Below are 25655 nucleotides of genomic sequence, written 5' to 3'. Positions count from 1 at the left end.
TAATTGGGATTAAGTGAATAATTCAGTTCAGTGACCGATCGGCATTTCCACGATAAAATCAGTTTGTCCCGGCCTGGATTGTACCTTGACGGCACCCTTGTGTTGTTTAATGATTCGCATCACTACATCCAGACCGAGCCCTGTGCCCTTACCGATCTGTTTCGTAGTAAAAAAAGGGTCGAAGATCCGACTTTTCACGTCTTCAGGAATGCCCGGTCCGTTATCTGAAATAGTCACCCGCACACACTCTTTATTCCTGAGCGTGGTAATGACCAGTTTTCCGTTCTTCTGCCCTTCCATCGCATCCAGGGCATTGTCAAGCAGATTGGTCCAAACCTGGTTAAGTTCCCCGATCATGGCATTGATCTCCGGCAAAGTCGAATCGAAATTTTCGACGACCTGTACGTTAGCATTCCTGATCTTGAACTGGAGCATCTTTAAAGTACTCCGGATCCCGTTATGTATGTCGGCGAATTGTTTGCCGTGGCCCTGGTCCATATGGGTAAATGATTTGACCGCACCTACAAGATCGGAGATCCTGCCGGACGCCTCATGAATATCCATCACGATCTTCTCCGTGATGAGATTGCTTTTGATAAAATTGAGCACCGCCGGAAAAGCCGTAGCGGAAAATTCCTTTTTAAGTTTATCCAGTTCTTCAGTACCAAGCCCGAAATCGACCAGGCTTTCTGCGATCTCCGCGGCCTCTGCAATGTTGTTATCGTCTAACCAATCCAGGAGGTCATCCTCCAGAGATGATCGCTCCATCATGCTCAGTTCCGGTTTTGCCGTTCTTAACAACGCGTTTAAAATGATATCGGTCAGGTGATCAGCTTCAGTACGATCCAGCCCAAGCGACATCACCTGCCTGAAGACGTCCGGAACTGCTTTCAGGTGCTGCAGTAACGATACGGAACCGCGGACCACCGCCGCCGCCGGATTGTTCAATTCATGAGCAAGTCCCGCGGAAAGCTTTCCTAGGGCCATCATCTTTTCATTTTGCTGCTCGAAGGCGGTAGCCTCCCGGATACGATTAGCCATTACATGCACGAGCGCTTGTGTAAGATCGAACTGTGTCCGGATCATCTCGTCGATCTCACCTAACGGCAGCTGAAGATAGGTCATGTCTTCCACGACATCCGCTACTACTCCCGCAAACTTGCCCCGCGAAAACGGCAGGTATCCTCCGATAGCACCCGTCTCGAAGATCCCGGCTTCGTGCAGTTCCTGGCCCCGTGGCACACTCAGCATCAGTTTTCCCGACAAGATCACAAACGGTCCGGGCATCTGATCGCCCTTGCTGAACAGGTTATTTCCGGAAGGCAGATCAAGAACCGTCCCCCGATCTATGAACCATTGCAGTTGATCCAGGGGTACATCCTTAAAACTGTCTATGGCCCGCAGCCATGTGGTGGTAATATTATCTTTCATAGGTTTTTCCTTTTAAGAAAATCGGATCGTTTTGAATATTAAACAAGCATGATCTTTCCGTGCCGGCCCGATTCTTTTGACCGTTCGATCGCTAACTTATAATCTTCCAGCTTGAAATCTCCGTCTGACTTTAGTATCAGCTGTTCATTCGCTATCAGTGTAAATATTTCACTAATCAGCCTTGTTTTATGTTCATAGCTGTTTTCGTTAAGCCAGTGAAAACTGGTGTAACCTGCAACGGTCAGCTTTTTACTAATGAATTCCATAGGCTCGATCTTGACGCTGTCACCGGACATATCAGAGAACAGCAGCATTTTTCCGCCGAAGGCAAGTGTCTTCGCGGCCATGGAACCTGTCCGTCCGCCGACAGGATCAACCACGGCATTAACACCCCGACCTTTGGTCAGGCGTTCGCAAACCGTAATAAGGTCGTCCGTATTGGTATTGATGATATAACCTGCACCCAGCGATCTGATATTTTCTTCAGCCGCACGGTTCCGCACCACGTTGATCAGCTGAAATCCCAATATATTGGCCAACTGGATCAGTAACTGCCCGATATTGGTGGAAGCAGCGGTATTCATTACCCATTGTCCCTCTTTAATGTTCAAGATCTCGCGGAGAATGACCAGACAGGTCAGCGGATTTACTATAAGTGCAGCCTGCGTGTCGTCCACATTGTCAGGAACGGGAACAAATTGTTCCGGACGACCTGTAACGTATTCCTGCCAGGTTCCCGGCAGATCAACAGGTGCAGGGATAACACGCTGTCCCTTCGTGAAAGCCAGATCCTGACTGCCGGCCGCTTCCACGATCCCGATACCCTCGAAGCCCGGTACCTGCGTACCTGCCGGCTCAGAACCATTACCACCAGAGATCATTGCCAATTCATAAGGATTAACCGGTCTCCGGATCATGCGGACAAGCAGTTCACCTGCCGCCGCTAAGGGAACAGGCGCTTCTTCTATCCGTAGCACCTGCGCCGGATCACCGTGTTTATCAAATACAAGTCTTTTCATAAGATCTATTCGTTCAGAACCCGGATCAGCGTGTCGGCTTTTCTGGCAGAGCCGAAATTCTGCCTGCGGATGTTCATTACAGTATTATTGATCTGCGTTTTCCGGAGGCTGGCCATTATTCAGGGAGCTATGCTGTTCATAGTCGATCTTGCCATAATCGCCGTTGAAATAATCCCTGTATGCTATAGCTGTATCTACCTTGGAATTCATGACGAAGGGTCCCTCCGCGAAGATCGGCTCTGTATAGGGTTCGCCGCCGAACAGTAGGATGTCACAAGCTTCCGGGTTACCATTTCGCAATTCGATCGTGCCGGCCTCCCTGTCGAATTCCGCGAAATCACCACCCCTAAAATTTTCATCATTGATCATGACCGGTAGCAAAGGCAAAAAAGCGGCAACTTCCGTTCTCTCCGAAAATTCAAAAACCAAAGCGCTCCCCGGCTCCAGGCGGACATGATAAAGGAACTGTTCAGAATAATCCGGTATCACAGCGGACAGATCCTCATAGGTGCCGATGACCACTTTGATCCACCCTTTTCCGTCTGCCAGAGTTTTTACAGGCACTTCCTCTGCCTGCACAGATCTGTAGGACGGCATTTCCGCCTTGATAATTCCGGGCAGGTTGATCCAGAACTGAAAGGCATGGATCAGTTTGGAATCGGTCTGCGGATCATGGTTGATCGTTTCATCATGAATGATACCATTGCCGGCGTTCATCCATTGTACACCACCTGAACGGACTATCGCAAAATGCCCGGCGCTGTCGAAGTGCCTGGCTTCACCATTCAGGATATAGGTCAGCGTGGCGATGCCCCTGTGCGGGTGAGCGCCGGTGCCTTCTGAACTGACCTTTTGCTGGATATTCGGTAGGATATGATCCAGTAACACAAATGGCCCAACGGCGTTTGCATACCTGTTAGGCAGCAGGCGCTGAATTCCCAGTTCGCCGATATCTTCTCTTTGTCCCTGAGTGGAAAAACTGCTTTTCTTTTTCATGTAGGTAAACTGATCCAAGCAGGCTTAAAGCCTGCTTTATGGGTAGTGCAATTTGTTGTTAAAGGAGGGCGATCGTATTAATGACCTTTCTCTCTCAATAAAGGGATCACTTTTGTTCCTATCAGTTCAGTGGAGCGCAAAAGCTGCTGATGGCTAAGGCCCGCATTATCCATCTGGAAGGTGAAGCGATCGACACCGCCAAGCGCTTCGCTATGCCGTATCAACTTTTTAGCGACTGTCTCAGGTCCGCCTAAAACGATAGCACCGTCGGCGGCTGTCTGGCTGTCAAATGAACTTCTGGTGACCGGCGGCCAGCCGCGTTCACGCCCAAATTTCGTCCAGATCTCGGAATATCCCGGGTAGTAATCATCTATCGCCGAACGGTCATCCTCTCCAACGTATCCGGGTGAATGAAGTCCTACAATAAGCTCTTCCGGTCTGAAGCCGGCCTCTGCGCCTGATTTACGGTACAGATCGACCAAAGGCCTGAAACGGTAAGTATCACCACCTATGATAGCGACCATTAACGGAAGGCCCAGCATACCGGCGCGTACGAACGATTGCGGCGTTCCGCCTACACCTACCCAAATAGGGAGCTTGTCCTGTAAAGGTCGGGGGTATACGGGCTGGTCTTTTAATTCCGGACGAAATTTACCCGACCAGGTTACGAATTCATGGTCCCGTATCTGAAGCAGCAATGAAAGCTTTTCTTTGAACAAGGCGTCGTAATCATTCATTTTAAATCCGAATAAGGGATACGATTCCACTGCGGATCCCCTGCCGACAACGATCTCTGCCCGGCCTTTCGAAATGATATCCAGCGTTGCGAAGCTCTGGAATAAGCGAACGGGATCGGACGTACTGAGTACGCTGACCGCACTTGTCAATCTGATCTTTTTTGTTCGGGCTGCAGCGGCAGCAAGGATCACCGCTGTCGCCGAATCCAAAAATTCCTTTTTATGATGTTCCCCGATCCCGTAAATATCAAGTCCGGCCTCGTCGGCTGCAACTATCCTGTCAAGGAGCTGTTCCATAGCATCAACGCTCCCGAGTTCACTGCCATACATTGCCGAAGCAAAACTATCGATGCCTATTTCCATTGTATTTTTTTTGATCATTAAATTGCTTGTTATTCTAGCGTGTCCCATCCAATGGCCGGACCAGACAGTTCATTTTGGTCGTTCTGTAAACATCAAACGAATGCTTGCTGAAGGGAATGACCGAAAGGCGGACCCATTAATAAACGGTTAATTCGGCTGTTACAATCTCCGGCAAAATAGCTTGAATGGCATCTGTCGTACGCTTTTGCAAAGATCACTATCCGGAGAGTCATGGAAAGATGATATATGTCAGGAAAATAAATAGACTAATGTCTACGATCTTGTATTTTATGTTCTGTTGCATTATCTTAAAGTAAATATTCTACTTAAAATTCTTTGGATAAGTAACATATTATCAATACTTTATAACTACCTGATCGGTCGCGTATTGTTGAAATGCGTAAAAATTAAGCTATATTTGTATTAATTATTATGGTGATTTCAACTGATATATAATTCTAAAAAAATAGGAAAGGTTACTATGTACGAGGCTTTTTTTGAGTATCTGAAAAAATTTAGTTCCGACCCACTTTCAGATGTAGAAAAGGAGTTGCTTAGTAAGGCATTTATCCCGTTCAAGCTGAGGAAAAAGCAGTTTTTGCTGCAGGCAGGAGATCAGTCGAAATTTATCGGTTTTATTATCAGCGGTTCTATGCGGATGTATTCCGTTGATGATAAAGGCGCGGAACATATCATTCGCCTGGGCGTAGAAGGCTGGTGGATGGGTGATCGGGAAAGCTGGGCTATGAATACCCCCAGCAATTACAATATCGATGCTTGGGAAAATTCCGAATTGCTATTGGTCAGCAGGGAAAATACATTAGAGCTTATTAAAACGATTCCTGCATTCTGTGAAATGATGCGTCAGCTTGATGAACGGAATATGATCGCCAATCACCGGAGACTGACCTCTTCGATCAGTTCACCCGCAGAAAAACGTTATACCGATTTCACAGATCGTTACCCGGAACTGGTCGAGCGTTTTCCGCAGCACCTGATCGCGTCTTATATCGGCGTGAATAAGGATACCCTGAGCCGTGTTAAACGGCAGCGCTTCCAAAAGTGAATTGCGGGATAATGATGTGAAATTCGCAAAAGTCTGCTTTCTTTCTGACAGATTATACCTTACTTTCTTGACAGCTTCCTGAATTCGTGTTGAATATAAATGATAGTTCACTTCAGATCGCAGGCTGACGACCTTAAAAAACATCAAAACCTTCGTCCGGTACGTGTAGTAACGAACGAAGGTTTTTAACACCGATCAGGTCAGTACCAAAAGTAGACTTATGCACTTACACCTGCTACTGACCATCCGGTCCGGCTGATGTCACGATTAGCGCAGGCTTTCAACAAAGAATGATCCGTTCGCTTTCAGGCTGTCAACAAATACGCCTGTGGTATCGGTACGGTTCCAATCCCGCTGAAGTTCACAGGCGAACTGGGTCACAGAAGATAATTGTACACCGGCCTGCTCCATTCGACGCAGCGCAACGTCATGAGCTACGACAGATGTTCCGCCTACGGCATCAACGATCGTGTAAACCTCATAGCCTTCTTTGATCAGATCCAATGCAGGAAAACACAGGCATACCTCGGTCCACAAAGCACATACGATCAGTTTTTTACGGCCCAGCGCTTTTACGGCATCCTGGAACTCCTGGTCTTCCCAGGCATTGACCGTTGTCCTGTCTATCTCGACAAGACCAGGTAATTCGTCTTTGATCTTTTTAACGGTCGGTCTGTTCAGGCCGGTCGCAACGTTCACCGTCGTAAGTATGACCGGAACGTTATAGCCGGTAGCGAGCTTGGCCACTATCGAGATATTATTGACCAATTGTTCGTTATCCATTGATCTTACAGAGCTGACCTGCAAAGGCTGGTAATCGATAAGAAGAAGGGCGGAATTTTCAGGGGTTATCAAATGATCGTTCTTAGGATCACGGATGGGATTAATGCTACTCATTTGTCTTAATTTTGATAGTTAAAAAATATATGAATTATTGAATTGTAAACAAGGTGCCTCGGCCTGGTCCGGGACGTATGAAAAGCAGGAACCAGCCGCGCTTCAACTAATGAGAAACATCGTAAATAAGGTGTCGGGACGTTATTTTAAGAAGTGTGCCTGACAGCATCATTGGATGAGTAGAAAGATGTTTTTTCATAGCGGTAACATTAGTATCGTTGTAAAAGATCTTCGCCAATAACAGTTTCGTGAACATATTCAAACAAGCGGATCGAGCTACAAAGTTGCGGTTCTAAAAATTGCTGGTCATTGAACTGGTTTAAGAAATCGGGCAAAAGAATAAAAAAAAATCGCGTATACCTTTTACTTTGCCGCCAGTCTTTTGCGGATCGTGCTGACGAATTCCGGCGTGACGCCAAGGTAGGACGCGATATGATATTGCGCTACCCGGAGCGGTACGGAAGGATAGGTTCTGATAAATTCCAGATACCGCTCCGATGCCGGCATAGCCATATTGTTGATCAGCCTATTTTGCGTAACAGAAAGATTTCGCTGTACAAGGATCCGAAAAACGCGTTCGAACTTCGGAACACGTGCCAGTAATTGTTCTTTTGTCTGTGGGGTTAGGATATACATATCCGTGTCTTCCAGCGTTTCAATAAAAAAACGCGTTGGTTTCTGCTCATTAAAAGAAGCTATGTCGCCAAGCCACCAATCTTCTGTAGCGAAAGATAAAATGACCTCATGCCCGTTCAGGTCGACATAATAGATCCTTGCGCAACCTTTTTCGATATACCCTTCAAATTGGCAGACCTCACCCTGTCGCAGTAAAAAAGTCTTTTTCTTTACAGTTCTAGGTTCCAGGAAACCGGTGAAGATCTTTCTTTCCTCATCCGTCAGCGTTATGCACTTACCTATGTGAGAAAGGATATTTTCGAACATGATATTTGATTTTTAAAGTGAAAAGTGCAGAAAAAGACAGGCGAGAAATTCTTCATAGGAACGACCACGTCCACGTTTTTTCTGATGGCAAATTTCACGATCACATAAGGTTTTAAACGATGATAATTGTCGACGATTTATTCAATAAAACGATTGAATATTTCGCGCGCCTTTCACTTCGTATAATTAACTACCAATGAGCAGATCAGGTCACTACAGATGGTCGCGGAAGCCAACTGCCCGGCCTTACACATGGCATACGCCTTTCTTATCTCCCATGACAGGCAATCGGAGGGCCCGGCAAACTATCGTAACTCATCAATGCTTCGATAAGGATGCGCTGAACGGTTTTAAAAGCAGCGTATTAAATTCGATAAAACAACAATGGATGACAAGGAGTAGATATTTGTCTACTAATTTTTCTGTCATTTATCATCTTTCAGATCTGATGCTCTTACTGAAATTTGCGGTTTCGACATTAAGAGATGCGTCAGGACGTAAAACCAGAGGGGGACTTCCTCACGCTCTTTTTTAGTCTTAGCATTTTTATTAAAATAACTCATGGAAGCTTTAGAATATCCGAACGGGGAAATTACCATCATCTGGAAGCCAAAGGTCTGCATACATTCAGGTGTCTGCGTCAGGACCCTTCCGGGCGTTTATGATCCCAAGGCACGGCCCTGGATCAGGGTAGAAAATGCGACGACACAGGAACTGGTCGACCAGATCGCCAGATGCCCGTCAGGCGCGTTAAGTATCAAACAAATTTAAACCAACAAGGAAGTTACTGAATAATGGAAAATACAAGTGTTGATTTTACGGATAAGATCCATGCCGAGGTCCGGCTATTCTCTGATAATGTACAGGTAGGTAAGATGAACCTGGCGCTGACAGGCGGAAGGCTGGCAGTATTCCATACCGAGGTCGATCCCGAGTTCGAAGGCAGGGGGTTTGCAAAATTACTTCTGGAGAGACTGGTAAGATATGCCAGGGAAAATGACCTGAAGATCATTCCGCTCTGCCCTTATGTGAATGCGCAGTTTACCCGTCACCCTGCGGAATATGACGATGTGTGGTCTAAAGATTGGCATCAATGAAATACGTTTTAGAAGATTCCGTCCGGGGTACGATAGGAGCTGAGAAATTCAGGTCAGCTATCCGGTGGAGAAACGGTATCCTGATCACGGACGAGCCGGAAAAACTGGGCGGGCAAGACCTGGGACCGGATCCCTTTACTTTACTGCTGTCATCTTTGGTATCCTGCACCCTGGCAACGCTACGGATGTATATCGACCACAAGGATTTGAACATTAAGGTGATAACGGTAGAAGCTAATATGTTCCATAAACTGGAAAGCAGCGGGCCGGTCCTGCTCATCGAACGCAGCATCAGCCTGGAGAACGTGCCGGATCCGGAGATGCAGCAGCGACACATCCGCATAGCAGAAAGCTGCCCGATATCCAAATTACTCAAAGGTGATATTAAGATAACGACGGAAATGAACAGTGAGCCCGCCGCAACCGGTGAGGATCAGACGTAGCTGTTCAGGTTCAACAGCTTTTTGCCATACCTGCGGGCTGATCCCGCAGGTGCGCCATAACCGGAGATGCGTAAATGATAAACCGGTATATCCTGAAAATGGACGGTCCATCAGATCAATTAAAAAGGGAAATTAAACGCTATGCATGAAGATCTGCTTTTGATCCTCGGATTACTTTTTGTAGTGATGCTGCTGGTCATGCTTGCCCAAAAGCTGCGCATCGCCTATCCGATATTTCTGGTACTCGCCGGTCTGGGGATCGGTTTTATTCCCGGCATCCCTGCGGTAAAAACAGACCCGGAACTTATTTTCCTCATTTTTTTACCTCCGTTGCTGTATGAGGCGGCCTGGTATACTTCCTGGAAGGAATTCAAAAAATGGTCAGGCAGCATCATTCTGCTGGCTTTTGGCCTGGTATTCCTGACCTCGCTGATCGTTGCCTGTACGGCACATGCCTTTATTCCAGGATTTACACTGGGTCTGGGATTTTTATTAGGAGGCATCGTATCTCCGCCCGATGCGGTAGCGGCTACCACAGTGCTGAAAGGCCTTAAAGTCCCCCGCCGGACCATCACGATTTTGGAAGGTGAAAGCCTGGTGAACGATGCCTCTTCGCTCATCGTGTTCCGTTTTGCCCTTGCAGCGATCTTTACCGGTACGTTTTCCATGCAGGAGGCCTCCGGACAGTTCTTTCTGGTGGCCGGCATGGGCGTTGTGGTCGGACTGGCCGGGGCGCATGTCATGTACGCCATACACCGCTTTCTGCCGACCAGTTCGGCTATTGATGCGACACTGACAGTGATGACACCTTACCTGCTGTATCTATCCGCCGAGCAGTTCCATTTTTCCGGGGTTATGGCCGTTGTGAGCGGCGGCTTGTTCATGTCCTTTCGTGCACATGAGATCTTTACGACCGGAGGCACCCGGGTCAATATGAAAGCGGTCTGGCACACGCTGATCTTTGTGATGAATACCCTGGTCTTCATACTCATTGGCCTTGAACTGCCCGGTATAGTCAGCGGGCTGGGCAGCGTATCTGTTTTTCAGGCTATCAAATTTGGCCTGCTGATCAGCCTGGTATTGATCGCGCTCCGGCTGGTGTGGGTGTATGCGCTGGCCAACTTTCCCTGGTGGATCAGCAAACGGATGGACAACGTTCCCCGGCCTGGATGGAAAAACCCGCTGGTCATCGGCTGGGCAGGCATGCGTGGTGTGGTTTCGCTGGCTACCGCCTTATCTATTCCGCTCCTGATCAGTAACGGGGCGTCGTTCCCTCAACGAGATCTCATCATTTTCATGACCTTCATCGTGATCTTTGTCACACTGGTCTTTCAGGGCCTTACGCTCCCCCTGATCATCAGATTGCTCCGTATCGATGAACTGGACCCCGTGCTCCCGCAGAATGAACAGTATGCCGGCATCCGCCTGAGACTGGACACGCTGGCACTACAACACCTGAACGGGAACCACACTTCTGCCAGCGAAACCAATAGTTTGGTAAGGGCCTATACGGCAAGGCTTGAACATGAGATAACCGGACATCAGAGCTATCTGGCATCGGTGGAGGCCTGTACGAACAGGGCGTTGGAGCGGGAAGGATTTCAGCGGATCATGTCAGATATTCACGACCTGCAGCGCAGGGAACTTTTCAAAATGAAAAAAGAAAAGACCTATACGGACGATGCGATACGAAAAGCAGAACACCTCCTGGATATTAACGATATGAAAGTTTCAGAAACTGATCTGTAGACCGGAGGAAACACAAAGCCGGGAGTTACCGGACAAAAACTGATTTTAAAAGGATTAAAACCAAACAACTATAATAAAGAGAGACAGATACCTTTCAAATGAAAACAAGATCAAATCTCAGGCGCCCTGCAGTACTTATCAGCATGGCCAACATTACCTTTTTAATATTTAGCGCCGCCCGGAAGTTTATCGCAGGATGTACCGAAGGTCCGGGACAAATATTACGGAGATCATAGGCGGTCACAGTGTAATTGTATCAAAGAAAAATGCTGTGGCTGAGGTGATCGCAGGCGCCGCCAGCAGAGAATAACCGATCGTTCGGCTTAGCGATATCCCGGTCGAAATGATCACGACATTAACAATCCTTTTCTTTCAGCCCCCGGGATCTTTTCCGGGGATTGCTTATCACTATATCTATGAGAATAATTTCCCTGTTCAAGTTAATATCTCTACCGCTGTTGTTCATTCCGGCCAGCCTGCTTGCACAGATCGGCAAAATTACGATACCACCGGGCGCTGACAGTGTACAGGCCGATGTGCATCCGTCATACAATAATGTCAACGGGTTTCACCGTATGCTCTTTGGAGAGAATTATCGCAGGGACTGGGCTATGCCGGTTAAAATGCCGGTGCTCCGCATCTCCGCCCTGCACGGCGGGCTTACGCCCGTCCGGGAAGGCGGCGGCATGCAGTCCAAGTCACTGCGGCTGACAGATGCACAAGGCCGGGAATGGGTATTGCGCAGCGTGGAAAAGATACCGGACAAGGTCGTGCCTGAGGCTTTACGCGGAACTTTTGTGGTCGACTGGGTTGGCGATGAGTTCAGCGGTCAGGAACCGTTTTCCGCACTGGTCGTACCCCCGCTGGCTAAAGCCGCCGGGGTACCGTACTCCAAGCCTGTCATCGGCGTTGTTGCTGATGATCCGGCACTCGGGCAGTACCGAAACCTTTTCACCGGGATGATCTGCCTGCTGGAAGAACGTGATCCGGCCGGCCCCACCGATAATACCTTTAAGTTCGAAAAGGAACTGATGCAAAGCTACGAGGCCCGTTTCAACGGTGAGCAGTTCCTGCGTGCTCGCCTGCTTGACCTGTTACTGGGTGACTGGGACCGGCATGAAGACCAGTGGCGCTGGGCAGTGACGCGCGAAGGTAACGCCCGGAAATATATCGCTGTCCCGCGTGACCGCGACCAGGTGTTCCATATCAACAACGGTGTTTTCCCCTGGATCGCTTCGCTGCCCTGGATCAATCCTGCGCTGGAAGATTATGACCCCAAAATACCACATGTTAAATTCAGCCTGTTCAAGACCAGGTTCCTCAAGGCCTATCCGGATGCACAGATCAGCTATGCTGACTGGAAGCGGATCACCGATGCATTCGTTAAGGCAGAAACGGACGAAGTGCTCGAAGCCGGCTTAAGGGGTTTACCGGCAGAGATCTACCGGCTGCGCCACGATGAACTGTTCAGCAAAATGCGGGAACGGCGCAACCATATCCCCGCCGCAATGTCGGAATATTACCGGTTCATTTACCGGATAGCCGATCTGCGCCTGACCGACAAAAATGAGCAGGTAACGATCAGTGATGGTGCGGGCAACGGCCTGCGCGTACTGGTGGAAAAAACAGCAAAGGATGGCACCACGCGGGGCACCTTAATGGATATGACCTATGATCCGAAGATCACCTCGGAACTGCGCCTTTACACTTCCGGCGGCGAGGACAGGATCAGTATCAACGCTCCTAATGCGTCCGTTCGTTTGCGCATCGTGGACAGTACCGGCGATAAACATTTTAATATTCAGGCGGCAAAAAAGGCCGTACACATTTACGGGGGATCGGACAGTTCCCGCTATACAGGAAACATTTCCCGCATCAGGCTGCATCTTTCTGCGGATACCATCAACCGGAAATTCATTCCGACCGATCCCTACAATGTCTGGATGCCGCTGGCGACAGCCAATATCAACCGGGATGACGGATTCCTGTTCGGCCTGGGTTTCCGGTACACCGGCCATGACGGCTTTCGCAAACAGCCGTACACCACGATACAACAGTTAATGCTGACGCATTCCTTTTCGACGAACGCATTCGGTATCAATTACTCCGGACAATGGCGGGAAGCGATCGGCAAGGCGGACCTGACGCTGGATCTCATAGCGCAGGCACCTGATAATACCCAGAACTTTTTTGGCCAGGGCAACAATACCGTATTTGACAAGACCGGAGACTATCGCCGCTTTTACCGTGCCCGATATAATGTTTATCACCTCAACCCGGCATTGCGCTGGCAGACCGGAAAGAACAGCTTTATCAGTGCAGGACCGTCTGTTCAGTTCTATCAGTTTGATGAGGAGGACAATATCGGCAGATCTGTTACCCGTCCGGGACTGATCCGTACATATGACAGCACCTCTTATCAGAAGACAAAGCTGCATGCCGGACTGCTGCTGAATTTCATTCAGGATCGCCGTGACAATACGATATTGACCGGCAGCGGTTACCTGCTCTCCGTCAGGCTGCAGGCTTATGCCGGCCTGAACAATGCTGCACGGTCATTTGCGCAGCTGATCCCCTCATTTACCGTTTATGGCAAAGCGGATCCCAAAGGGCGGCTTGTCCTTTCAGACCGTATCGGCGGCGGCATCAGCGCGGGTAACCCCGGATTTTACCAGTCCATGTACCTTGGCGGCCAGGGCAACCTGCTGGGATACCTGAAGAACAGGTTCGCCGGTGAGCACATGATCTATAACAATTTCCAGGCGCGGCTGCGCATTGCCAACATCGCCGGCTATATCCTTCCCGGGCAATTAGGTTTTACCGGATTCTTTGATACGGGCCGGGTATGGCAGTCAGAGGCTAATTCGGACACCTGGCACCATGGCGAAGGCGGCGGCCTTTATTTCTCACCGGCAGGTTTAGGCGTCGTGCAGCTGCTTGCGGGACATTCCGCGGAGGGCTGGTATCCATACATTTCATTGAATTACCGGCTGTGACCGGTTCGTTTAAACTATTAATTTCTATGAGCAAGAAAAAAGAACAGGTCAGATTCCTGAAAAAGAAATTTGCAGCGGTCATCAAAGCCTTTGAAAAAGAAAAAGATAAAAAGAAACGCAAAGAAGCATTTGAGTTTTTATGCGGCCGTATCGCAGAGTTCGGACAGTACGAAAGCATAGCGGCCGGGATCACGGCTGCTGAGCAAACGGACGGGGCGGCTAAGGCAACCCCGGCGATCACCGGCGTGCAGCCTTCGCCGGCACTCGTGGAAGAGCTCCGGGCCTCACAACATAACCTGCAGAACTGATATGGAGAACATACAAAGCGTCTACGCATCCGCGCTGGGTTACCTCAGCAGTTACTATCATTCCTTCTCCGAAGAGAACTTCAACTTCGGCCTGTCTTTGTGTACCCGCATCTCCCAGGAGTGCAGCAAGATCGCCAAAGACGAAAAACTAAAGGGTTACGACCTGGGCAATGCCTTGCTGGCCTGCTGTTTCCGCTTTGCCGGGGTGACCAATATCATGGTCCTGGAGGATACCGGTATCAAACTGCTTAACGATTTTACTGCTCAGGTCGACTACCCGGCGGAGGAGGTCGAGATCGTTCGCGGTCTGATCAGCCGCCACAGCCTTAATGAGGCACCGTTAACCCAACTGGACAAGGTTGTTTGGGATGCCCTGGATTACCGGCTGGCCATGGATGACCTTTTTCTCCATGTGGTTTATCTCAAAGAGGAATTGAACCGGCTTAATGATGAGCAGTACGATGAACTGGCTATCCTGAACAGATTACAGGATGAACTTTCCGGTACCCATTGCTATACTGATTATGCGAAAAAGCATTACACGGATGAGTTGCTCCGCAATAAGAACAAAGTGATCAGACGCATTCAGCGGATGTCCGGTGAACCTGCTGCCGGTAAGGGCGCGCCCTCGGCCATGTCTGATAAAGAGACCGAGGACCTTTTCAAGATCGCGTTCCGCAACTATGTAAAACTGGTCGATGTAGCCGATTCCAAGGCAGGACTGCTGATCCAGGTCAACTCGGTCCTGATCTCCGTGGTGATCGGATTTACCATGAGTCGCACGGAGAAATACCCGATGCTGATCGTTCCTATCTTTATCATCCTGGCCGTGGCCTTTGTGACCATTCTGCTTTGTATCCTGGCCAGCCGGCCCCAGCGCAATTCCTATATTCAGAACCGTTCATCCAAAAGTTACCAGACCTTTTTCTTCGGCAGTTTTGACCTGGTTGGTACGGAATTCCGGGATGCGGACTTTGATACTTATTCGGTACAGCTGGACAGCTTCCTGAAAGGCGGCAAAGAGCATGTTTACAATGAAATGTACAAGGAGGTATTCAATGTGCGCAAAGTGCTTAACAAGAAGTTCACCTTCCTGTCCTACGCGTACATGGTCTTCCTTGGCGGCCTGGCGGTCTCCATTCTCGCATTTTTTATCTCTACACGGTAAACCTTAAAAATATTGATACCCACTCATGCGATGCCCCAAAATAGTCGTCTGCGGTGCCACCGGAAATCAGGGTGGTGCTGTTGCGGCTGCCCTGCTGAAAAGCGGCAGCTGGTCCGTGACCGCGCTTACGCGCGATCCCGGCTCCGCCGCGGCTAAAGCGCTTGCTGATCTGGGTGCGGAGGTCCTGAAAGCGGATCTGCTGAACATGCGCTCCCTGCGTGAGGCATTCAGGGGTGCGCAGGGGGTCTTTTGCGTCACCCAGCCCTGGTCTTCAGACAAGGGCCGCTTTGATCCCGGGATGGAGATCAGGCAGGCTAAGAACATCATCTGGGCCTGCCGGGAAACCGCTGTACCGCATGTGATCTGCAGTTCTATCCTGAATATAACGGAGAGTATCTCCGGAGTTCCTTATGTGGATAGCAAATTGATCATCGAGGACCTTTTTACCCGGAACCTATCGGGCTGTATCATCGTCAGGCCTGCCCTGTATATGGAGAATATCGGCACACCGCTGATGAGTATCAGCGATAATAAAATAAAGGGAAGGTTCGCCGGCGACTCGTTCATCCCTTATGTTGCCTTAAGCGATATCGGTGCTTCAGTGGCGGAAATATTCTCATCACCGGATGAATTCGCCGATACAAAGATCATCCTGGCCGGAGATCTCGTTAGCGGTAATGAGCTGGCGAAATGGGCATCGGAAGTTTCTGAGGGCCGGGTATTCAGGTATGAACCGGCTAATGAGTTACTCCTCCGTTTGTTCAGGCCACGTTTTTATCATATGCGGAGGTTTTTTACGAAGCAGGGTCTCTTGTTGCACAGAGATACCTCTCCGCCGGGGGCTTACCACATGCTGCCTGCAGATCCGCTGACCATGGCCGAATACCTGAGCACAAAGTTCGGTAACAGCAAAAGATCTCCTTTCGTTCATATCCGCTGATGGCATCCCGTTCCGGCCGGGCTATCCGCTGTATCTTCTCCGAAGGATGCCGCTGTTATCCCTGATGCAGGGCCCGCAGATCAGGTTCATCCATTCGCTTCGCTGCATTTCTTCTCCAGATCCCGGGCCGCCGGCAAGAGCCCTTCCGCCGGCAGCCACCCGCATACCCGGGGCGGACCGTACGCTGCGCTTCACCTGGCCGCTCCTGCGCGCCTGCCGGCTGAAGGGCACTTGCATTGGGGGCAAAAGACCGGGTGGGAACCTGAAAACTGATTACACTGGTTAAACAGGGGTCTTCTTAATATCAAACAAGCTGCAGAACGTTTCGTTTTATAGCAGTGCACAAGCTCAAATGTTGAATATGAAAACTAATAAATCGATTCTATTAAAAGCGAACGAATATATTGTCAAGAACGACCACGAAGGATTTCTATCCTTATGCACCGAAGATTTGGTCTGGGAATTCGTAGGTGATCAGATACTGAACGGCAAACAAGCCGTACGTGAATACATGAAGTCTGTTTACAATGAATCTCCCGATTTCGATGTTGAAGAACTGATCGGCGATGGCGACCAGGTGGTAGCCGTCGGCCGCATTACATTAAAAGATGAAAGCGGTAAATATGTCACATCTGAGTACTGCGATGTCTGGAAATTCCGTGAAGGCAAGATGGCTGCGCTGAAAGCATTTGTTTCTGAGGTAAGATCCTGATTAATACTTTGCCAAAATCTTGCGGAGAATGATTTACATATTCTCCGCATATCTGCGGAGAATAATTTTTAAGACGTGGTTACTGATCGTTTGTTTTCCGGTCATTAGAACGGGTCGTCACGGGTATGATCAATGAAGGATCTATTATCCGCAAGATCTCTGTATCAAGGGTACCTAACGGGAAATGCCAGGTATCGTGCTCTTCTGAATCATAAATAAAAATTCCTTTATCCGTCTTATTTCCGCTTACATCACAAGAATATTGACAGATCATGATAAGATTGAAAAAGTATTCTTGCTTTTCTATTTTAATATCGAACACGTCATTCCTCCTGCGAATATTCAAGCATTCCCGCAATTGCTGAGGATCTGAGATCATTGTTGATAGCAGATACCTGATCTGTTCGATCTCCGGTGGGATCTCACTATTTTCTTCACTGTCGTAAAAATCATCCCACATATCTCTTTCCTTTAGTAAGATACCTGCGCGCTCTGGCTGTCCTTCGTAAGGCACTATCTCTATGACATACCCTGATCCAGGTTCATCGACTGGCCAGCAATCCGCTTTGGCAATGACAGTTTCCCCTGCGGTTACATTGTAAGAGGTCATCATTCTCGTTTTTTTGATCGTTTTTTCCATACCCAAATATCATCCTCCCGGCGTAAAGTATTTACAGATCAGTATCTCCTAGCATTTCTTCCGGCTTACCGCCTTCACCTGTTTTCACCGAACGGGCCAAAAGCACAGCTAAGTTCGTGACCGTGCTTTCTTTAGGAGGAAAAGACTACAGCATAAACGGCCGCCTCCCCAAAGGGTCCCCTCCAATTATTCCGTTTCCTTTTCCCGCAACCGGTCACATACTGCTGCTTTCTTTTTCCACTCATCGCCAAAAACATAAAGAAGAGGCTGGCAAAAAAGAAAAAAAGTTTAACAGATCAAAAATTTAAAAAGTATGGCAAACTGGTGTAACAACAGAGTAGAGTTCATTGGAGAACGCAATGAACTCATCGTGGTAAAAGCGTCATTTCAGGCGCTGGCATTTAAAGAAAAAAATGAGGGACGTGGACAGCTACCCACCTTCATTAACGAAGTGAATGGTGGCTATTTTTTTAATATCGTCTGGCAGGACGACCACCTTTATTATCAGACGAAATGGGCTCCTAACACCCAGGTACTGGTAAAGATCGCTGAGGAATATAACGTTGGCTTTACTTACAGCTATGATGAAATAAGCAACGGCGTATTTGGCGAGGCTTCCTTTTTGAACGGTGAACTGACCGAGATCGACCTTGATGCAGATGATATCGGCCAGTATGAATACAACGAAGACAACGGCACTTACCGCTTCGAGAACCGAAACTACGAAAGCAGCGAGGATATCCTGTCAACCATGCTGGAACGCAAAAAGGCAACTCTCAAACAACAAGAACTGAATAACAATAACGAACAATAACCATCAACAATTAAAATACAGATCATGGCACATCATCTTAATTATAATCAGCAGAACAATGAATACAGTTTTTTCAGCGTAAAGGAAAAAGCATGGCACGGTCTCGGCAAGATCGTCGAGCATTACCCGACCAGCGAAGAAGCGATCAGGTTCGCGGGACTTGATTACAAAGTCGAGAAACGACCGCTATTTACCTACGATACGGAAAACCATTACGGGGAAACTGATACGATCATTCCCGAGGTCAATGTTCCTAACTACTATGCCACCGTCCGCATAGATACTGAGGACGTATTAGGTGTCGTAGGCAAGGATTATGAGATCGTACAGAATGTAGATGCCTTTCAATTCTTTGATGCAATAGTTGGTGGCCGTGATGGCATCCTGTATGAAACGGCGGGTGCACTCGGCAAAGGCGAACGCATATTTATTACTGCTAAACTGCCAGGATACATTCGTGTGGGCAAAGAAGACCTCATCGAACAATACTTGTTCCTTACCACCTCGCATAATGGCTTCGGGAGCATAACTGCAGCCTTCACTCCGATCCGCGTCGTTTGCAACAACACGCTTAATGCAGCTTTAGGAAATCATAGTAATGCCATCAAAATTCGCCACACATCGTCAGCTAATGACCGTATCAGGCAAGCGCACACTTTAATGGGGATCAGCAGCGATCTGTCAGCTGAACTGGAAAGTATCTTCAATCACTGGGCAAAAGTGCGGATAACTGATGCGCAGGTCAAAAAACTGGTCCAGATCGCTTTGGCACCTAATAAAGAGGTATTGCAAAAACTGCATAACGGGGCGATGGATGAATTATCTGCTAACTATACGAACATCATCGATAAGGTTTATGAATACGCTATAGGCAGCCCGAGCCAGCAAATGGCAACAACCGGCGGTACCGTATTCGGTGCCTATAATGCAGTGACCGGCTATTTTCAAAATGTGCGGAAATACAAGGATGACGAGGCAAAATTCAGATCGATCATTGAAGGAACTGCAAAATTAAGGGGACAAACTGCATTCAACCTTTGCAAAGAATTTGCAATTCACGGCGCAGATACTTTACGCTTTAACTAATTATTAAAGGGGGAGCGATCCCCCTCACTTTAACATACATATCATGACACGTTCAAATTTACATATCATACTAACCAATGGCAAAAAGACAAAATGTGTTGCCGACAGCAGCAGTGCTCCCGAACAAGGCTATATAGTCGAAAATTTGATCCTGCCACTTTTAAGATTGAGCGATCCTGAAAAGGAATTGATACTTATTCGTGAGCATTGCACTATGAACGAACAGCGGATCAATGCCACGTACCGCTATGAGATCAACCTTATCACAAAGAGGGTTTCATTTTTTGAGGAAGATTTTAATTCTGGGGAAGACAGATTCATACGGGGTGAAGATATTACAGAAAGGTATGATGCTTATCTAAACGCGATAAAAAACTAGTAAACAATATGAAAAAAGAATTATTGGAAAGCTTAAATGCTAAGTTTCGCGCGATTACCTTCACAGCAGATGTATCTGACGAGATGTTGTTTACAGCTGAATATTTTTCTTATGATATAATATGTAAAATGTATATAAGTGAGAGATTTACTTTACATGATGAATTGAGAAGAGGGTCATTTTATACCACTATACAACGTCATCATTTTTCAGGTCAAACCGCTCCAATATTTCAAACAAGACAAATTATTGGATTGCAAGATCTTTATAAATACATAGATTCTTTTCTAAAAATGATACCATTCAAAATCGTTAAATATGGAAAGAATAAATATCAATTGCTCGATCCTGAAGGAATGGATCATTGCGGAGAGTACATAACTTTAAAAGATGCAAAGTCTACATCATTTGACAACTACATATTGTGGTTTTGAAAATGATTACTATTCGTAGTAATTAGCTGCTGTTAAATTACAACAGGAAATGCACTCAGTAATAAAAAAAATATTCTCTATTACAGCAACATAGTTGAGAACTAATAAATTGTTAATTTTTAATTCTATCAATAGATATTTTAATGTTTATTTTGTATCGAATTTAACTTAATTGCTAATTTAATTAGCAATTAAGTCAATAATAGTTTATCTTAGTTTTTTTTAGAATTAACTATATGGCACAAAATCAAAGTAAGGCTGTGAAATATACCTTCTCTGGACACGAAAGCTTCCATTGCAGACAAATGTGGTTGAAAAAAGGATTCGATCATCTAAAGCAACACCGCAGTTTTAATGATCCCGATGCGACTGTTTTGTTAGGGGTTGGAAAGAATATGCTCACGTCAATAAAATTTTGGCTGAAATCATTTGGATTACTAAATGAAGATGAAACGCCGAATGCCTTTGCGGATTTTCTATTCGACAATAACGGCTTCGATCCTTATTTGGAAGATGATCAAAGCCTTTGGTTACTGCATTACTATTTAATAAAGACAAATTTTTCATCTATATATAGCCTGATTTTCAACGAGTTCAGAAAGGAAAAAATACAATTTACAAAGGATCAATTTATTGCCTTTGCGTTAAGAAAAATGGAGCAGGTGAATATTAAAACTGTCGCCGACGATTTTGACGTTTTTAAAAAAATGTATCTGGAAAAATCTGAAGATGGAAAATTGAGCGAGGATTCATTTACCGGACTTTTATCTGAACTGCAATTATTACGAACAAAAGAGAAAGGTGTTTATTACATAGACCAGGGTGAACGACCAACGCTTTCGCCGGAGGTGTTGTTATACTCCATTTTAGATAACGACCGTTATGGTTATTCGATTAGCTTACAATCGCTAGAGCATGATGAAGATGGACCGGGTAACGTTTTTGCATTGACTCGTCAAGAATTGTTAGATAAAATTGAGATGTTAACTAGCTCTTATCCATGGATCACATATAATGATCAAGCAGGTGTGAAAGAAATACAATTTAAAGAAAAGCCGTCAAATCCCCTAAACGTATTAGATTTATCAATATGCAAGTAACATTTTCTCCATCAGTTAATATTATTAGAGATGGTAATGCATCTTTAAATTATATAGCAACGCCAAATGCAAAAAGGATAGTTGAGCAATTGCAGGGTGACTTTAATAAAGGCTTACGATCTTTCAATCTTATTGGTTCTTACGGTACCGGTAAATCAGCTTTTTTAAATGCTTTTGAGCAAACGTTAATTTTAGATAAGAAGTATTTCCAAATTCCTGAATTTAGAAAAAACAACATCAGTTTTGTAAAGTTGGTTGGTAGCTATCAATCCATCATTTCAGCGTTCGCTAATGAGCTTGATGTTCATTCTGAGAAGCACCAGGTTGAAAACGTCCTGTCAGAGTTATTTAATCGTTATCATCAGCTACAAGGCGACGAACCATTGCTAGTTATTGTGATTGATGAGATGGGTAAATTTCTAGAATACGCATCCAAAAATGAACCTGAGAAAGAATTGTATTTTCTGCAGCAGCTCGCAGAATTTGCTAATAACGCCCGGCATAGAATTTTGCTGATGACCACCGTTCATCAAAGTTTTGAAACGTATTCTTACGAGTTGAGTAAAAACCTCCGTCAGGAATGGACAAAAGTAAAAGGACGGTTTACGGAATTAACTTTCAACGAACCGGTGGAACAATTGCTTTATCTTGCTAGCGAACATATTGCAAAAGCGCGCGTAGGTAATGGGGTTCCAAAAAATGTAAAAGAAGCACTTACTATCTTTGAAAATACAAAGGCATTCAAAGGTACTTATGCTAAAGATATTGCTTTGCAATTATTTCCGCTTGACCTTTTAGCCGCAAACGTTTTAACATTAGCACTACAAAGTTATGGACAAAACGAGAGATCACTTTTCTCTTTTTTAGAGTCTACCGATCACACAGCGATTAGTAATTTTAAACCTTCAGAAAAAGATCCTTTTTATAGCATCGCGCAGGTATTCGATTATATTAGCAATCATTTTTATGGCTACCTGCATTCTAAACACAACCCCGACTCTGCGTCTTGGGCAGCTATAAGACAAGCTATTGAACAGGTAGAAAACAGCTTTGAAACTCAGTTAGAAGATTATCTCAAAATCGTTAAGACCATTGGCCTACTCAATATATTTTCATTAGCCGGCTCGGTGTTTGACGAACAATTCTTGAAACGCTATTCAGAATTGTGCCTAGGAATACCTGTTGCAGATAAGCTTATCAGTGATTTAACTGCCAAAAGTATTGTGCGTTATAGAAAGCACAGTAAACGATTTGTTTTATCTGAAGAAGCTGAAATCGATATTGAATTGGCGTTGATCGAGGCGGGCGATCGTGTTTCAGAAATATCAGATATACCAACTGTACTTAAACGGTATTTTGAATTCGCACCTGTTGTTGCAAAAGAATACTCGTATACAAACGGAAGTAGCAGATACTTTCAATTTGAAATTTCTGAATTTCCACAAGCGCTGGCACCAAATGCTGAAATAGATGGATTTATTCATTTAATTTTCAATGCACCAGATGAAGCGCAATTAAAGGCCATTTATGAAGAAGAACCATCGGCAAACATTTACGTATTCTACAAGAATGCTAAAGAAATAAAGAGTCTGCTTTTTGAACTTGAAAAAACAAAAAAGGTACTTCAGGAAAACTTGAATGATAAGGTAGCCAAACGGGAGTTAGAGAGCATTGCAGCCCATCAGCAAATGTTACTAAACCACTATATTTTAAATAATCTATTTACAGGGTCTAAAGATATTTTTTGGTATTGGAATGGCCTTTTGGAGCCGGTTAATACAAAGAAATCCTTCAATAAATTATTAACAAAAGTTTGCTATAACGTATATCGCTCTGCTCCAATTTTTAGAAACGAACTTGTAAATAAACAAAAGATTTCAGGTGCAATTCATACAGCGAAAAAGAATTATTTTCGTGGCCTTGTACAGAATTGGAACGAGCCGGATTTAGGGATACCTGCACACTTGTTTCCCCCGGAAAAAATGATTTTCAGATCCCTATTACTCGACAATGGTTTATCTCCTGTTCGAGAAAATATAAGAGAAGCTCTTAAACCCGGTGACAGCTTTTATGATTTGGTTCAAGCAAGTGATAAATTTTTAGAAGCGAGCAAAAAGCAGCCGAGACCACTTAGTGCGTTTATTGAAATATTGTCACAGCGGCCATTCAAACTAAAGCAAGGTTTTATAGATTTTTGGATCCCATCATATTTATTCTTGAGACGTAATGATTTTGCTTTATACTGTGATGGATCATTTTTACCTGTAATAAGTGCCGATACTTTAGAACTTATATCTAAAAAACCAAGGGACTTTCAAATTAAAGCTTTCGATGTCGAAGGAGTTCGGTTAGATATATTTAATAGTTACCGAACATTTTTAAATCAAGAGACCAAAGAGGTTGTTGGTACCACATCATTTATTGAGACCATCAAACCGTTTTTAGTGTTTTATCGGACACTGCCCGAGTATGCTAAACAAACAAATAGAATATCCAAAACTGCATTAGCTGTAAGAACAGCGATTTCGAAATCAAAAGATCCCGAGCATACTTTTTTCGAAGCGTTTCCAGCGGCTCTAGGTTATGACATACAGCAATTGAATGAAAATTCAGAATTGCTTGTTTCCTATATCCAAACTTTACAAAATGCGATAAGAGAAATTCGCACTTGTTTTGATGGATTGGTTGATCGCTTTGAAGCTTTTATAAAACACGATATCCTTTTTGAAGACAATCAGGTAGAATTTGAAGTTTATCGATCTAAACTACAGCATCGCTATATTGGTCTCAAGCGGCATTTACTACTTCCAAAGCAAAAAACGTTCATGCAGCGTTTAGATTCCTTATTAGATGATAATAAAGCTTGGTTAAGTTCAATGGCTCAAAGCCTGGTGAACAAGCAATTGGAAAATTTAGTGGATGATGATGAAGTGACGTTACATGACTCATTTAAAACCATGGTTGCAGATCTTGATAGCTTAACAGAATTATCAGCTGTTGAAGTTGATGAGGAAAAAGAACAGGTTTATAATTTGCAATTTATAACCTTCGGCGCTACTCCGCAAAAGAACATTATTAGAGTTTCTCATGAGAAAGCTGCAGTTGCTGATCAAGAAATAAACCGGCTTTACAATCAGCTTTCTGCAGATAACGAAGTTAACAAATTGGTATTGACAAAACTCCTACATAAATTATTAAATAATGAATAAGGTTAGGCATGTACTCGGAATTTCAGGTGGCAAGGACAGCGCTGCCCTGGCTATATATTTAAAAAACCTATATCCGTTAATGGATATAGAATACTATTCAAGTGACACTGGAAAAGAATTGGATGAGACCTACAATCTAATCACAAATTTGCAAGTTTATCTTGGTAAGAGTATTGAGATATTGAAAGCAGCAGAAAATAGTCATGAAGATCCATTTGACCATTTTTTAAGTATGTATGGTGGCTTTCTACCGTCATCAAATGCAAGATGGTGTACGAAAAAGTTAAAGCTTGAACCGTTTGAAAAGTATGTTGGTAATGACCCGGTAGTGTCATATGTAGGCATTCGTGGTGATGAGGATCGTGAAGGATATATCAGTCACAAAACTAGCATTCAATCTATATTCCCATTTAGACGTAACATTTGGAGTGAAGATGTAATATCAAAGTTTTTGGCAAATGATAAAATTGAAGAAAATCTTACCTGGTTAGATGCAGCAGGCGTTGGTAGTCGAAAAAACTTGTTCCAGGAAACCCTACTTAAGCCTCTAAGTATTTCGTATCATGAACATCAAAAGTTAAATCAACTTTTGGATATTGGTGTAGCAGAAACTAATCAATTAATTTATTCTTATTTAAAAACTACTGATTACCCATTAGGCCGTGATGATTCCTATTTCCCCTTATTGCAAAACGAGGAAAATCTTGTAAGAGACGACATTTTTCGAATTTTAGAGGAAAGCGGTGTGGGTGTGCCAGCTTATTACAAAAAAATCAATTTCGAGGTCGATGGAAAAACTTCTTCTTATGCACGAAGCCGATCAGGTTGCTATTTCTGTTTTTATCAGCAGAAAATCGAATGGATATGGTTGTATGAGCAACACCCAGAAATGTATAGAAAAGCAATGACATATGAGAAAGATGGTTACACCTGGATGCAAAATGAAAGCTTAGAGGAGTTAATTACTCCTGACAGAATGCGCCAAGTTAAAAATGATTATGCTAAGAAGATGGAAAAGGTAACATCAAAGCAGTCCAATTTTTTGCTTGACATTCTGGACGAAGAAGAAGGCATTGGCTGCGCTTCTTGTTTTATATAACAAAACTGGACTGTGAAAGCAGTCCAGTTT

General features: G+C 45.2%; 24 protein-coding genes. 17 read left to right on the top strand and 7 right to left on the bottom strand.

Annotated features, from left to right (window positions below):
* Positions 1–27: 27 nt before the first annotated feature.
* The 4 genes from ACFQZI_RS06815 to ACFQZI_RS06800 all read right to left on the bottom strand — a co-directional run bounded on the left by ACFQZI_RS06815 (position 28) and on the right by ACFQZI_RS06800 (position 4564).
* A complete protein-coding gene (locus ACFQZI_RS06815; RefSeq protein WP_377140187.1) occupies positions 28–1431 on the bottom strand; it encodes an ATP-binding protein in 1404 nt (467 codons plus the stop codon).
* A gap of 38 nt (positions 1432–1469) precedes the next feature.
* A complete protein-coding gene (locus ACFQZI_RS06810) occupies positions 1470–2450 on the bottom strand; it encodes a zinc-dependent alcohol dehydrogenase family protein (protein WP_377140185.1) in 981 nt (326 codons plus the stop codon).
* 84 nt (positions 2451–2534) lie between these two features.
* The gene (locus tag ACFQZI_RS06805; protein ID WP_377140183.1) at positions 2535–3446 is read right to left on the bottom strand and encodes a pirin family protein; all 912 of its coding nucleotides are present in this window, start codon (positions 3444–3446) and stop codon (positions 2535–2537) included.
* A 77-nt stretch (positions 3447–3523) separates the two neighbouring features.
* Positions 3524–4564 (bottom strand): LLM class flavin-dependent oxidoreductase, encoded by a 1041-nt coding sequence (locus ACFQZI_RS06800; RefSeq protein ID WP_377140180.1) that lies wholly within the window; start codon positions 4562–4564, stop codon positions 3524–3526.
* Positions 4565–5027: 463 nt separating this feature from the next.
* Between ACFQZI_RS06800 and ACFQZI_RS06795 the strand changes: the two genes are divergently transcribed.
* Complete coding sequence (locus tag ACFQZI_RS06795; RefSeq protein ID WP_377140177.1) at positions 5028–5612, top strand: Crp/Fnr family transcriptional regulator; 585 nt, start codon at positions 5028–5030, stop codon at positions 5610–5612.
* A gap of 267 nt (positions 5613–5879) precedes the next feature.
* Here the strand turns inward: ACFQZI_RS06795 and ACFQZI_RS06790 are convergent, their stop codons facing one another.
* Entirely contained in the window at positions 5880–6509 is a 630-nt protein-coding gene (locus tag ACFQZI_RS06790) for a hydrolase (RefSeq protein ID WP_377140174.1), read from the bottom strand.
* A 363-nt stretch (positions 6510–6872) separates the two neighbouring features.
* Positions 6873–7451, bottom strand: coding sequence for a Crp/Fnr family transcriptional regulator (locus ACFQZI_RS06785; protein ID WP_377140172.1), 579 nt, complete (start codon positions 7449–7451; stop codon positions 6873–6875).
* 561 nt (positions 7452–8012) lie between these two features.
* Between ACFQZI_RS06785 and ACFQZI_RS06780 the strand changes: the two genes are divergently transcribed.
* The 9 genes from ACFQZI_RS06780 to ACFQZI_RS06740 all read left to right on the top strand — a co-directional run bounded on the left by ACFQZI_RS06780 (position 8013) and on the right by ACFQZI_RS06740 (position 16864).
* On the top strand, positions 8013–8222 hold the full coding sequence (locus ACFQZI_RS06780; RefSeq protein WP_377140169.1) for a (4Fe-4S)-binding protein: 210 nt from the start codon (positions 8013–8015) through the stop codon (positions 8220–8222).
* A gap of 23 nt (positions 8223–8245) precedes the next feature.
* Positions 8246–8548 carry a GNAT family N-acetyltransferase gene (locus ACFQZI_RS06775; RefSeq protein ID WP_377140167.1) on the top strand — a complete coding sequence of 101 codons (303 nt, stop codon included), beginning with the start codon at positions 8246–8248 and terminating at the stop codon, positions 8546–8548.
* Positions 8545–8991 (top strand): OsmC family protein, encoded by a 447-nt coding sequence (locus ACFQZI_RS06770; protein ID WP_377140164.1) that lies wholly within the window; start codon positions 8545–8547, stop codon positions 8989–8991. Before ACFQZI_RS06775 ends, ACFQZI_RS06770 begins: the two co-directional genes overlap by 4 nt.
* 141 nt (positions 8992–9132) lie before the next feature.
* Positions 9133–10740, top strand: coding sequence for a Na+/H+ antiporter (locus ACFQZI_RS06765; protein WP_377140161.1), 1608 nt, complete (start codon positions 9133–9135; stop codon positions 10738–10740).
* 416 nt (positions 10741–11156) lie between these two features.
* Positions 11157–13736 (top strand): BamA/TamA family outer membrane protein, encoded by a 2580-nt coding sequence (locus ACFQZI_RS06760; protein ID WP_377140158.1) that lies wholly within the window; start codon positions 11157–11159, stop codon positions 13734–13736.
* 26 nt (positions 13737–13762) lie between these two features.
* Positions 13763–14044, top strand: coding sequence for a hypothetical protein (locus ACFQZI_RS06755; protein WP_377140155.1), 282 nt, complete (start codon positions 13763–13765; stop codon positions 14042–14044).
* A 1-nt stretch (position 14045) separates the two neighbouring features.
* Positions 14046–15212: a Pycsar system effector family protein gene (locus ACFQZI_RS06750; protein ID WP_377140152.1), complete on the top strand. Its 1167-nt coding sequence runs from the start codon at positions 14046–14048 to the stop codon at positions 15210–15212.
* 25 nt (positions 15213–15237) lie between these two features.
* Complete coding sequence (locus ACFQZI_RS06745; protein ID WP_377140149.1) at positions 15238–16152, top strand: NmrA/HSCARG family protein; 915 nt, start codon at positions 15238–15240, stop codon at positions 16150–16152.
* A 352-nt stretch (positions 16153–16504) separates the two neighbouring features.
* Positions 16505–16864, top strand: a complete 360-nt coding sequence (locus tag ACFQZI_RS06740; RefSeq protein ID WP_377140146.1) for a nuclear transport factor 2 family protein — start codon at positions 16505–16507, stop codon at positions 16862–16864.
* A gap of 79 nt (positions 16865–16943) precedes the next feature.
* On the opposite strand, the gene ACFQZI_RS06735 is transcribed toward ACFQZI_RS06740, so the two are convergent.
* A complete protein-coding gene (locus tag ACFQZI_RS06735; RefSeq protein ID WP_377140143.1) occupies positions 16944–17504 on the bottom strand; it encodes a hypothetical protein in 561 nt (186 codons plus the stop codon).
* Between the two features lie 313 nt (positions 17505–17817).
* Here ACFQZI_RS06735 and ACFQZI_RS06730 point away from each other — a divergent pair, with 313 nt between their 5' ends.
* From ACFQZI_RS06730 to ACFQZI_RS06700, 7 genes are all read left to right on the top strand, one after another.
* Positions 17818–18318, top strand: a complete 501-nt coding sequence (locus ACFQZI_RS06730) for a DUF1281 family ferredoxin-like fold protein (RefSeq protein WP_377140140.1) — start codon at positions 17818–17820, stop codon at positions 18316–18318.
* Positions 18319–18342: 24 nt separating this feature from the next.
* The gene (locus tag ACFQZI_RS06725) at positions 18343–19404 is read left to right on the top strand and encodes a DUF932 domain-containing protein (RefSeq protein ID WP_377140137.1); all 1062 of its coding nucleotides are present in this window, start codon (positions 18343–18345) and stop codon (positions 19402–19404) included.
* Positions 19405–19447: 43 nt separating this feature from the next.
* Positions 19448–19783 carry a penicillin-binding protein gene (locus ACFQZI_RS06720; RefSeq protein WP_377140134.1) on the top strand — a complete coding sequence of 112 codons (336 nt, stop codon included), beginning with the start codon at positions 19448–19450 and terminating at the stop codon, positions 19781–19783.
* Positions 19784–19791: 8 nt separating this feature from the next.
* Complete coding sequence (locus ACFQZI_RS06715) at positions 19792–20217, top strand: hypothetical protein (RefSeq protein ID WP_377140131.1); 426 nt, start codon at positions 19792–19794, stop codon at positions 20215–20217.
* 236 nt (positions 20218–20453) lie between these two features.
* Positions 20454–21317 carry a DUF4007 family protein gene (locus ACFQZI_RS06710; protein ID WP_377140124.1) on the top strand — a complete coding sequence of 288 codons (864 nt, stop codon included), beginning with the start codon at positions 20454–20456 and terminating at the stop codon, positions 21315–21317.
* The gene (locus tag ACFQZI_RS06705; RefSeq protein ID WP_377140121.1) at positions 21308–24526 is read left to right on the top strand and encodes a hypothetical protein; all 3219 of its coding nucleotides are present in this window, start codon (positions 21308–21310) and stop codon (positions 24524–24526) included. Before ACFQZI_RS06710 ends, ACFQZI_RS06705 begins: the two co-directional genes overlap by 10 nt.
* Positions 24519–25625, top strand: a complete 1107-nt coding sequence (locus ACFQZI_RS06700; RefSeq protein WP_377140118.1) for a phosphoadenosine phosphosulfate reductase domain-containing protein — start codon at positions 24519–24521, stop codon at positions 25623–25625. Before ACFQZI_RS06705 ends, ACFQZI_RS06700 begins: the two co-directional genes overlap by 8 nt.
* Positions 25626–25655: the final 30 nt, after the last annotated feature.

Source organism: Mucilaginibacter lutimaris (genome assembly GCF_042676625.1).
In the GTDB taxonomy this organism is placed as follows: Bacteria; Bacteroidota; Bacteroidia; order Sphingobacteriales; family Sphingobacteriaceae; genus Mucilaginibacter; species Mucilaginibacter lutimaris.
Note: the sequence above shows the minus strand (reverse complement) of the source record. Positions and strands in the feature narration are given on the sequence as shown.

Bases quoted from the DNA above. Each gene is read 5' to 3' on its own strand.
- ACFQZI_RS06815 (WP_377140187.1), bottom strand. From the start codon at position 1,431: ATGAAAGATAATATTACCACCACATGGCTGCGGGCCATAGACAGTTTT.
- ACFQZI_RS06810 (WP_377140185.1), bottom strand. From the start codon at position 2,450: ATGAAAAGACTTGTATTTGATAAACACGGTGATCCGGCGCAGGTGCTA.
- ACFQZI_RS06805 (WP_377140183.1), bottom strand. From the start codon at position 3,446: ATGAAAAAGAAAAGCAGTTTTTCCACTCAGGGACAAAGAGAAGATATC.
- ACFQZI_RS06800 (WP_377140180.1), bottom strand. From the start codon at position 4,564: ATGATCAAAAAAAATACAATGGAAATAGGCATCGATAGTTTTGCTTCG.
- ACFQZI_RS06795 (WP_377140177.1), top strand. From the start codon at position 5,028: ATGTACGAGGCTTTTTTTGAGTATCTGAAAAAATTTAGTTCCGACCCA.
- ACFQZI_RS06790 (WP_377140174.1), bottom strand. From the start codon at position 6,509: ATGAGTAGCATTAATCCCATCCGTGATCCTAAGAACGATCATTTGATA.
- ACFQZI_RS06785 (WP_377140172.1), bottom strand. From the start codon at position 7,451: ATGTTCGAAAATATCCTTTCTCACATAGGTAAGTGCATAACGCTGACG.
- ACFQZI_RS06780 (WP_377140169.1), top strand. From the start codon at position 8,013: ATGGAAGCTTTAGAATATCCGAACGGGGAAATTACCATCATCTGGAAG.
- ACFQZI_RS06775 (WP_377140167.1), top strand. From the start codon at position 8,246: ATGGAAAATACAAGTGTTGATTTTACGGATAAGATCCATGCCGAGGTC.
- ACFQZI_RS06770 (WP_377140164.1), top strand. From the start codon at position 8,545: ATGAAATACGTTTTAGAAGATTCCGTCCGGGGTACGATAGGAGCTGAG.
- ACFQZI_RS06765 (WP_377140161.1), top strand. From the start codon at position 9,133: ATGCATGAAGATCTGCTTTTGATCCTCGGATTACTTTTTGTAGTGATG.
- ACFQZI_RS06760 (WP_377140158.1), top strand. From the start codon at position 11,157: ATGAGAATAATTTCCCTGTTCAAGTTAATATCTCTACCGCTGTTGTTC.
- ACFQZI_RS06755 (WP_377140155.1), top strand. From the start codon at position 13,763: ATGAGCAAGAAAAAAGAACAGGTCAGATTCCTGAAAAAGAAATTTGCA.
- ACFQZI_RS06750 (WP_377140152.1), top strand. From the start codon at position 14,046: ATGGAGAACATACAAAGCGTCTACGCATCCGCGCTGGGTTACCTCAGC.
- ACFQZI_RS06745 (WP_377140149.1), top strand. From the start codon at position 15,238: ATGCGATGCCCCAAAATAGTCGTCTGCGGTGCCACCGGAAATCAGGGT.
- ACFQZI_RS06740 (WP_377140146.1), top strand. From the start codon at position 16,505: ATGTTGAATATGAAAACTAATAAATCGATTCTATTAAAAGCGAACGAA.
- ACFQZI_RS06735 (WP_377140143.1), bottom strand. From the start codon at position 17,504: ATGGAAAAAACGATCAAAAAAACGAGAATGATGACCTCTTACAATGTA.
- ACFQZI_RS06730 (WP_377140140.1), top strand. From the start codon at position 17,818: ATGGCAAACTGGTGTAACAACAGAGTAGAGTTCATTGGAGAACGCAAT.
- ACFQZI_RS06725 (WP_377140137.1), top strand. From the start codon at position 18,343: ATGGCACATCATCTTAATTATAATCAGCAGAACAATGAATACAGTTTT.
- ACFQZI_RS06720 (WP_377140134.1), top strand. From the start codon at position 19,448: ATGACACGTTCAAATTTACATATCATACTAACCAATGGCAAAAAGACA.
- ACFQZI_RS06715 (WP_377140131.1), top strand. From the start codon at position 19,792: ATGAAAAAAGAATTATTGGAAAGCTTAAATGCTAAGTTTCGCGCGATT.
- ACFQZI_RS06710 (WP_377140124.1), top strand. From the start codon at position 20,454: ATGGCACAAAATCAAAGTAAGGCTGTGAAATATACCTTCTCTGGACAC.
- ACFQZI_RS06705 (WP_377140121.1), top strand. From the start codon at position 21,308: ATGCAAGTAACATTTTCTCCATCAGTTAATATTATTAGAGATGGTAAT.
- ACFQZI_RS06700 (WP_377140118.1), top strand. From the start codon at position 24,519: ATGAATAAGGTTAGGCATGTACTCGGAATTTCAGGTGGCAAGGACAGC.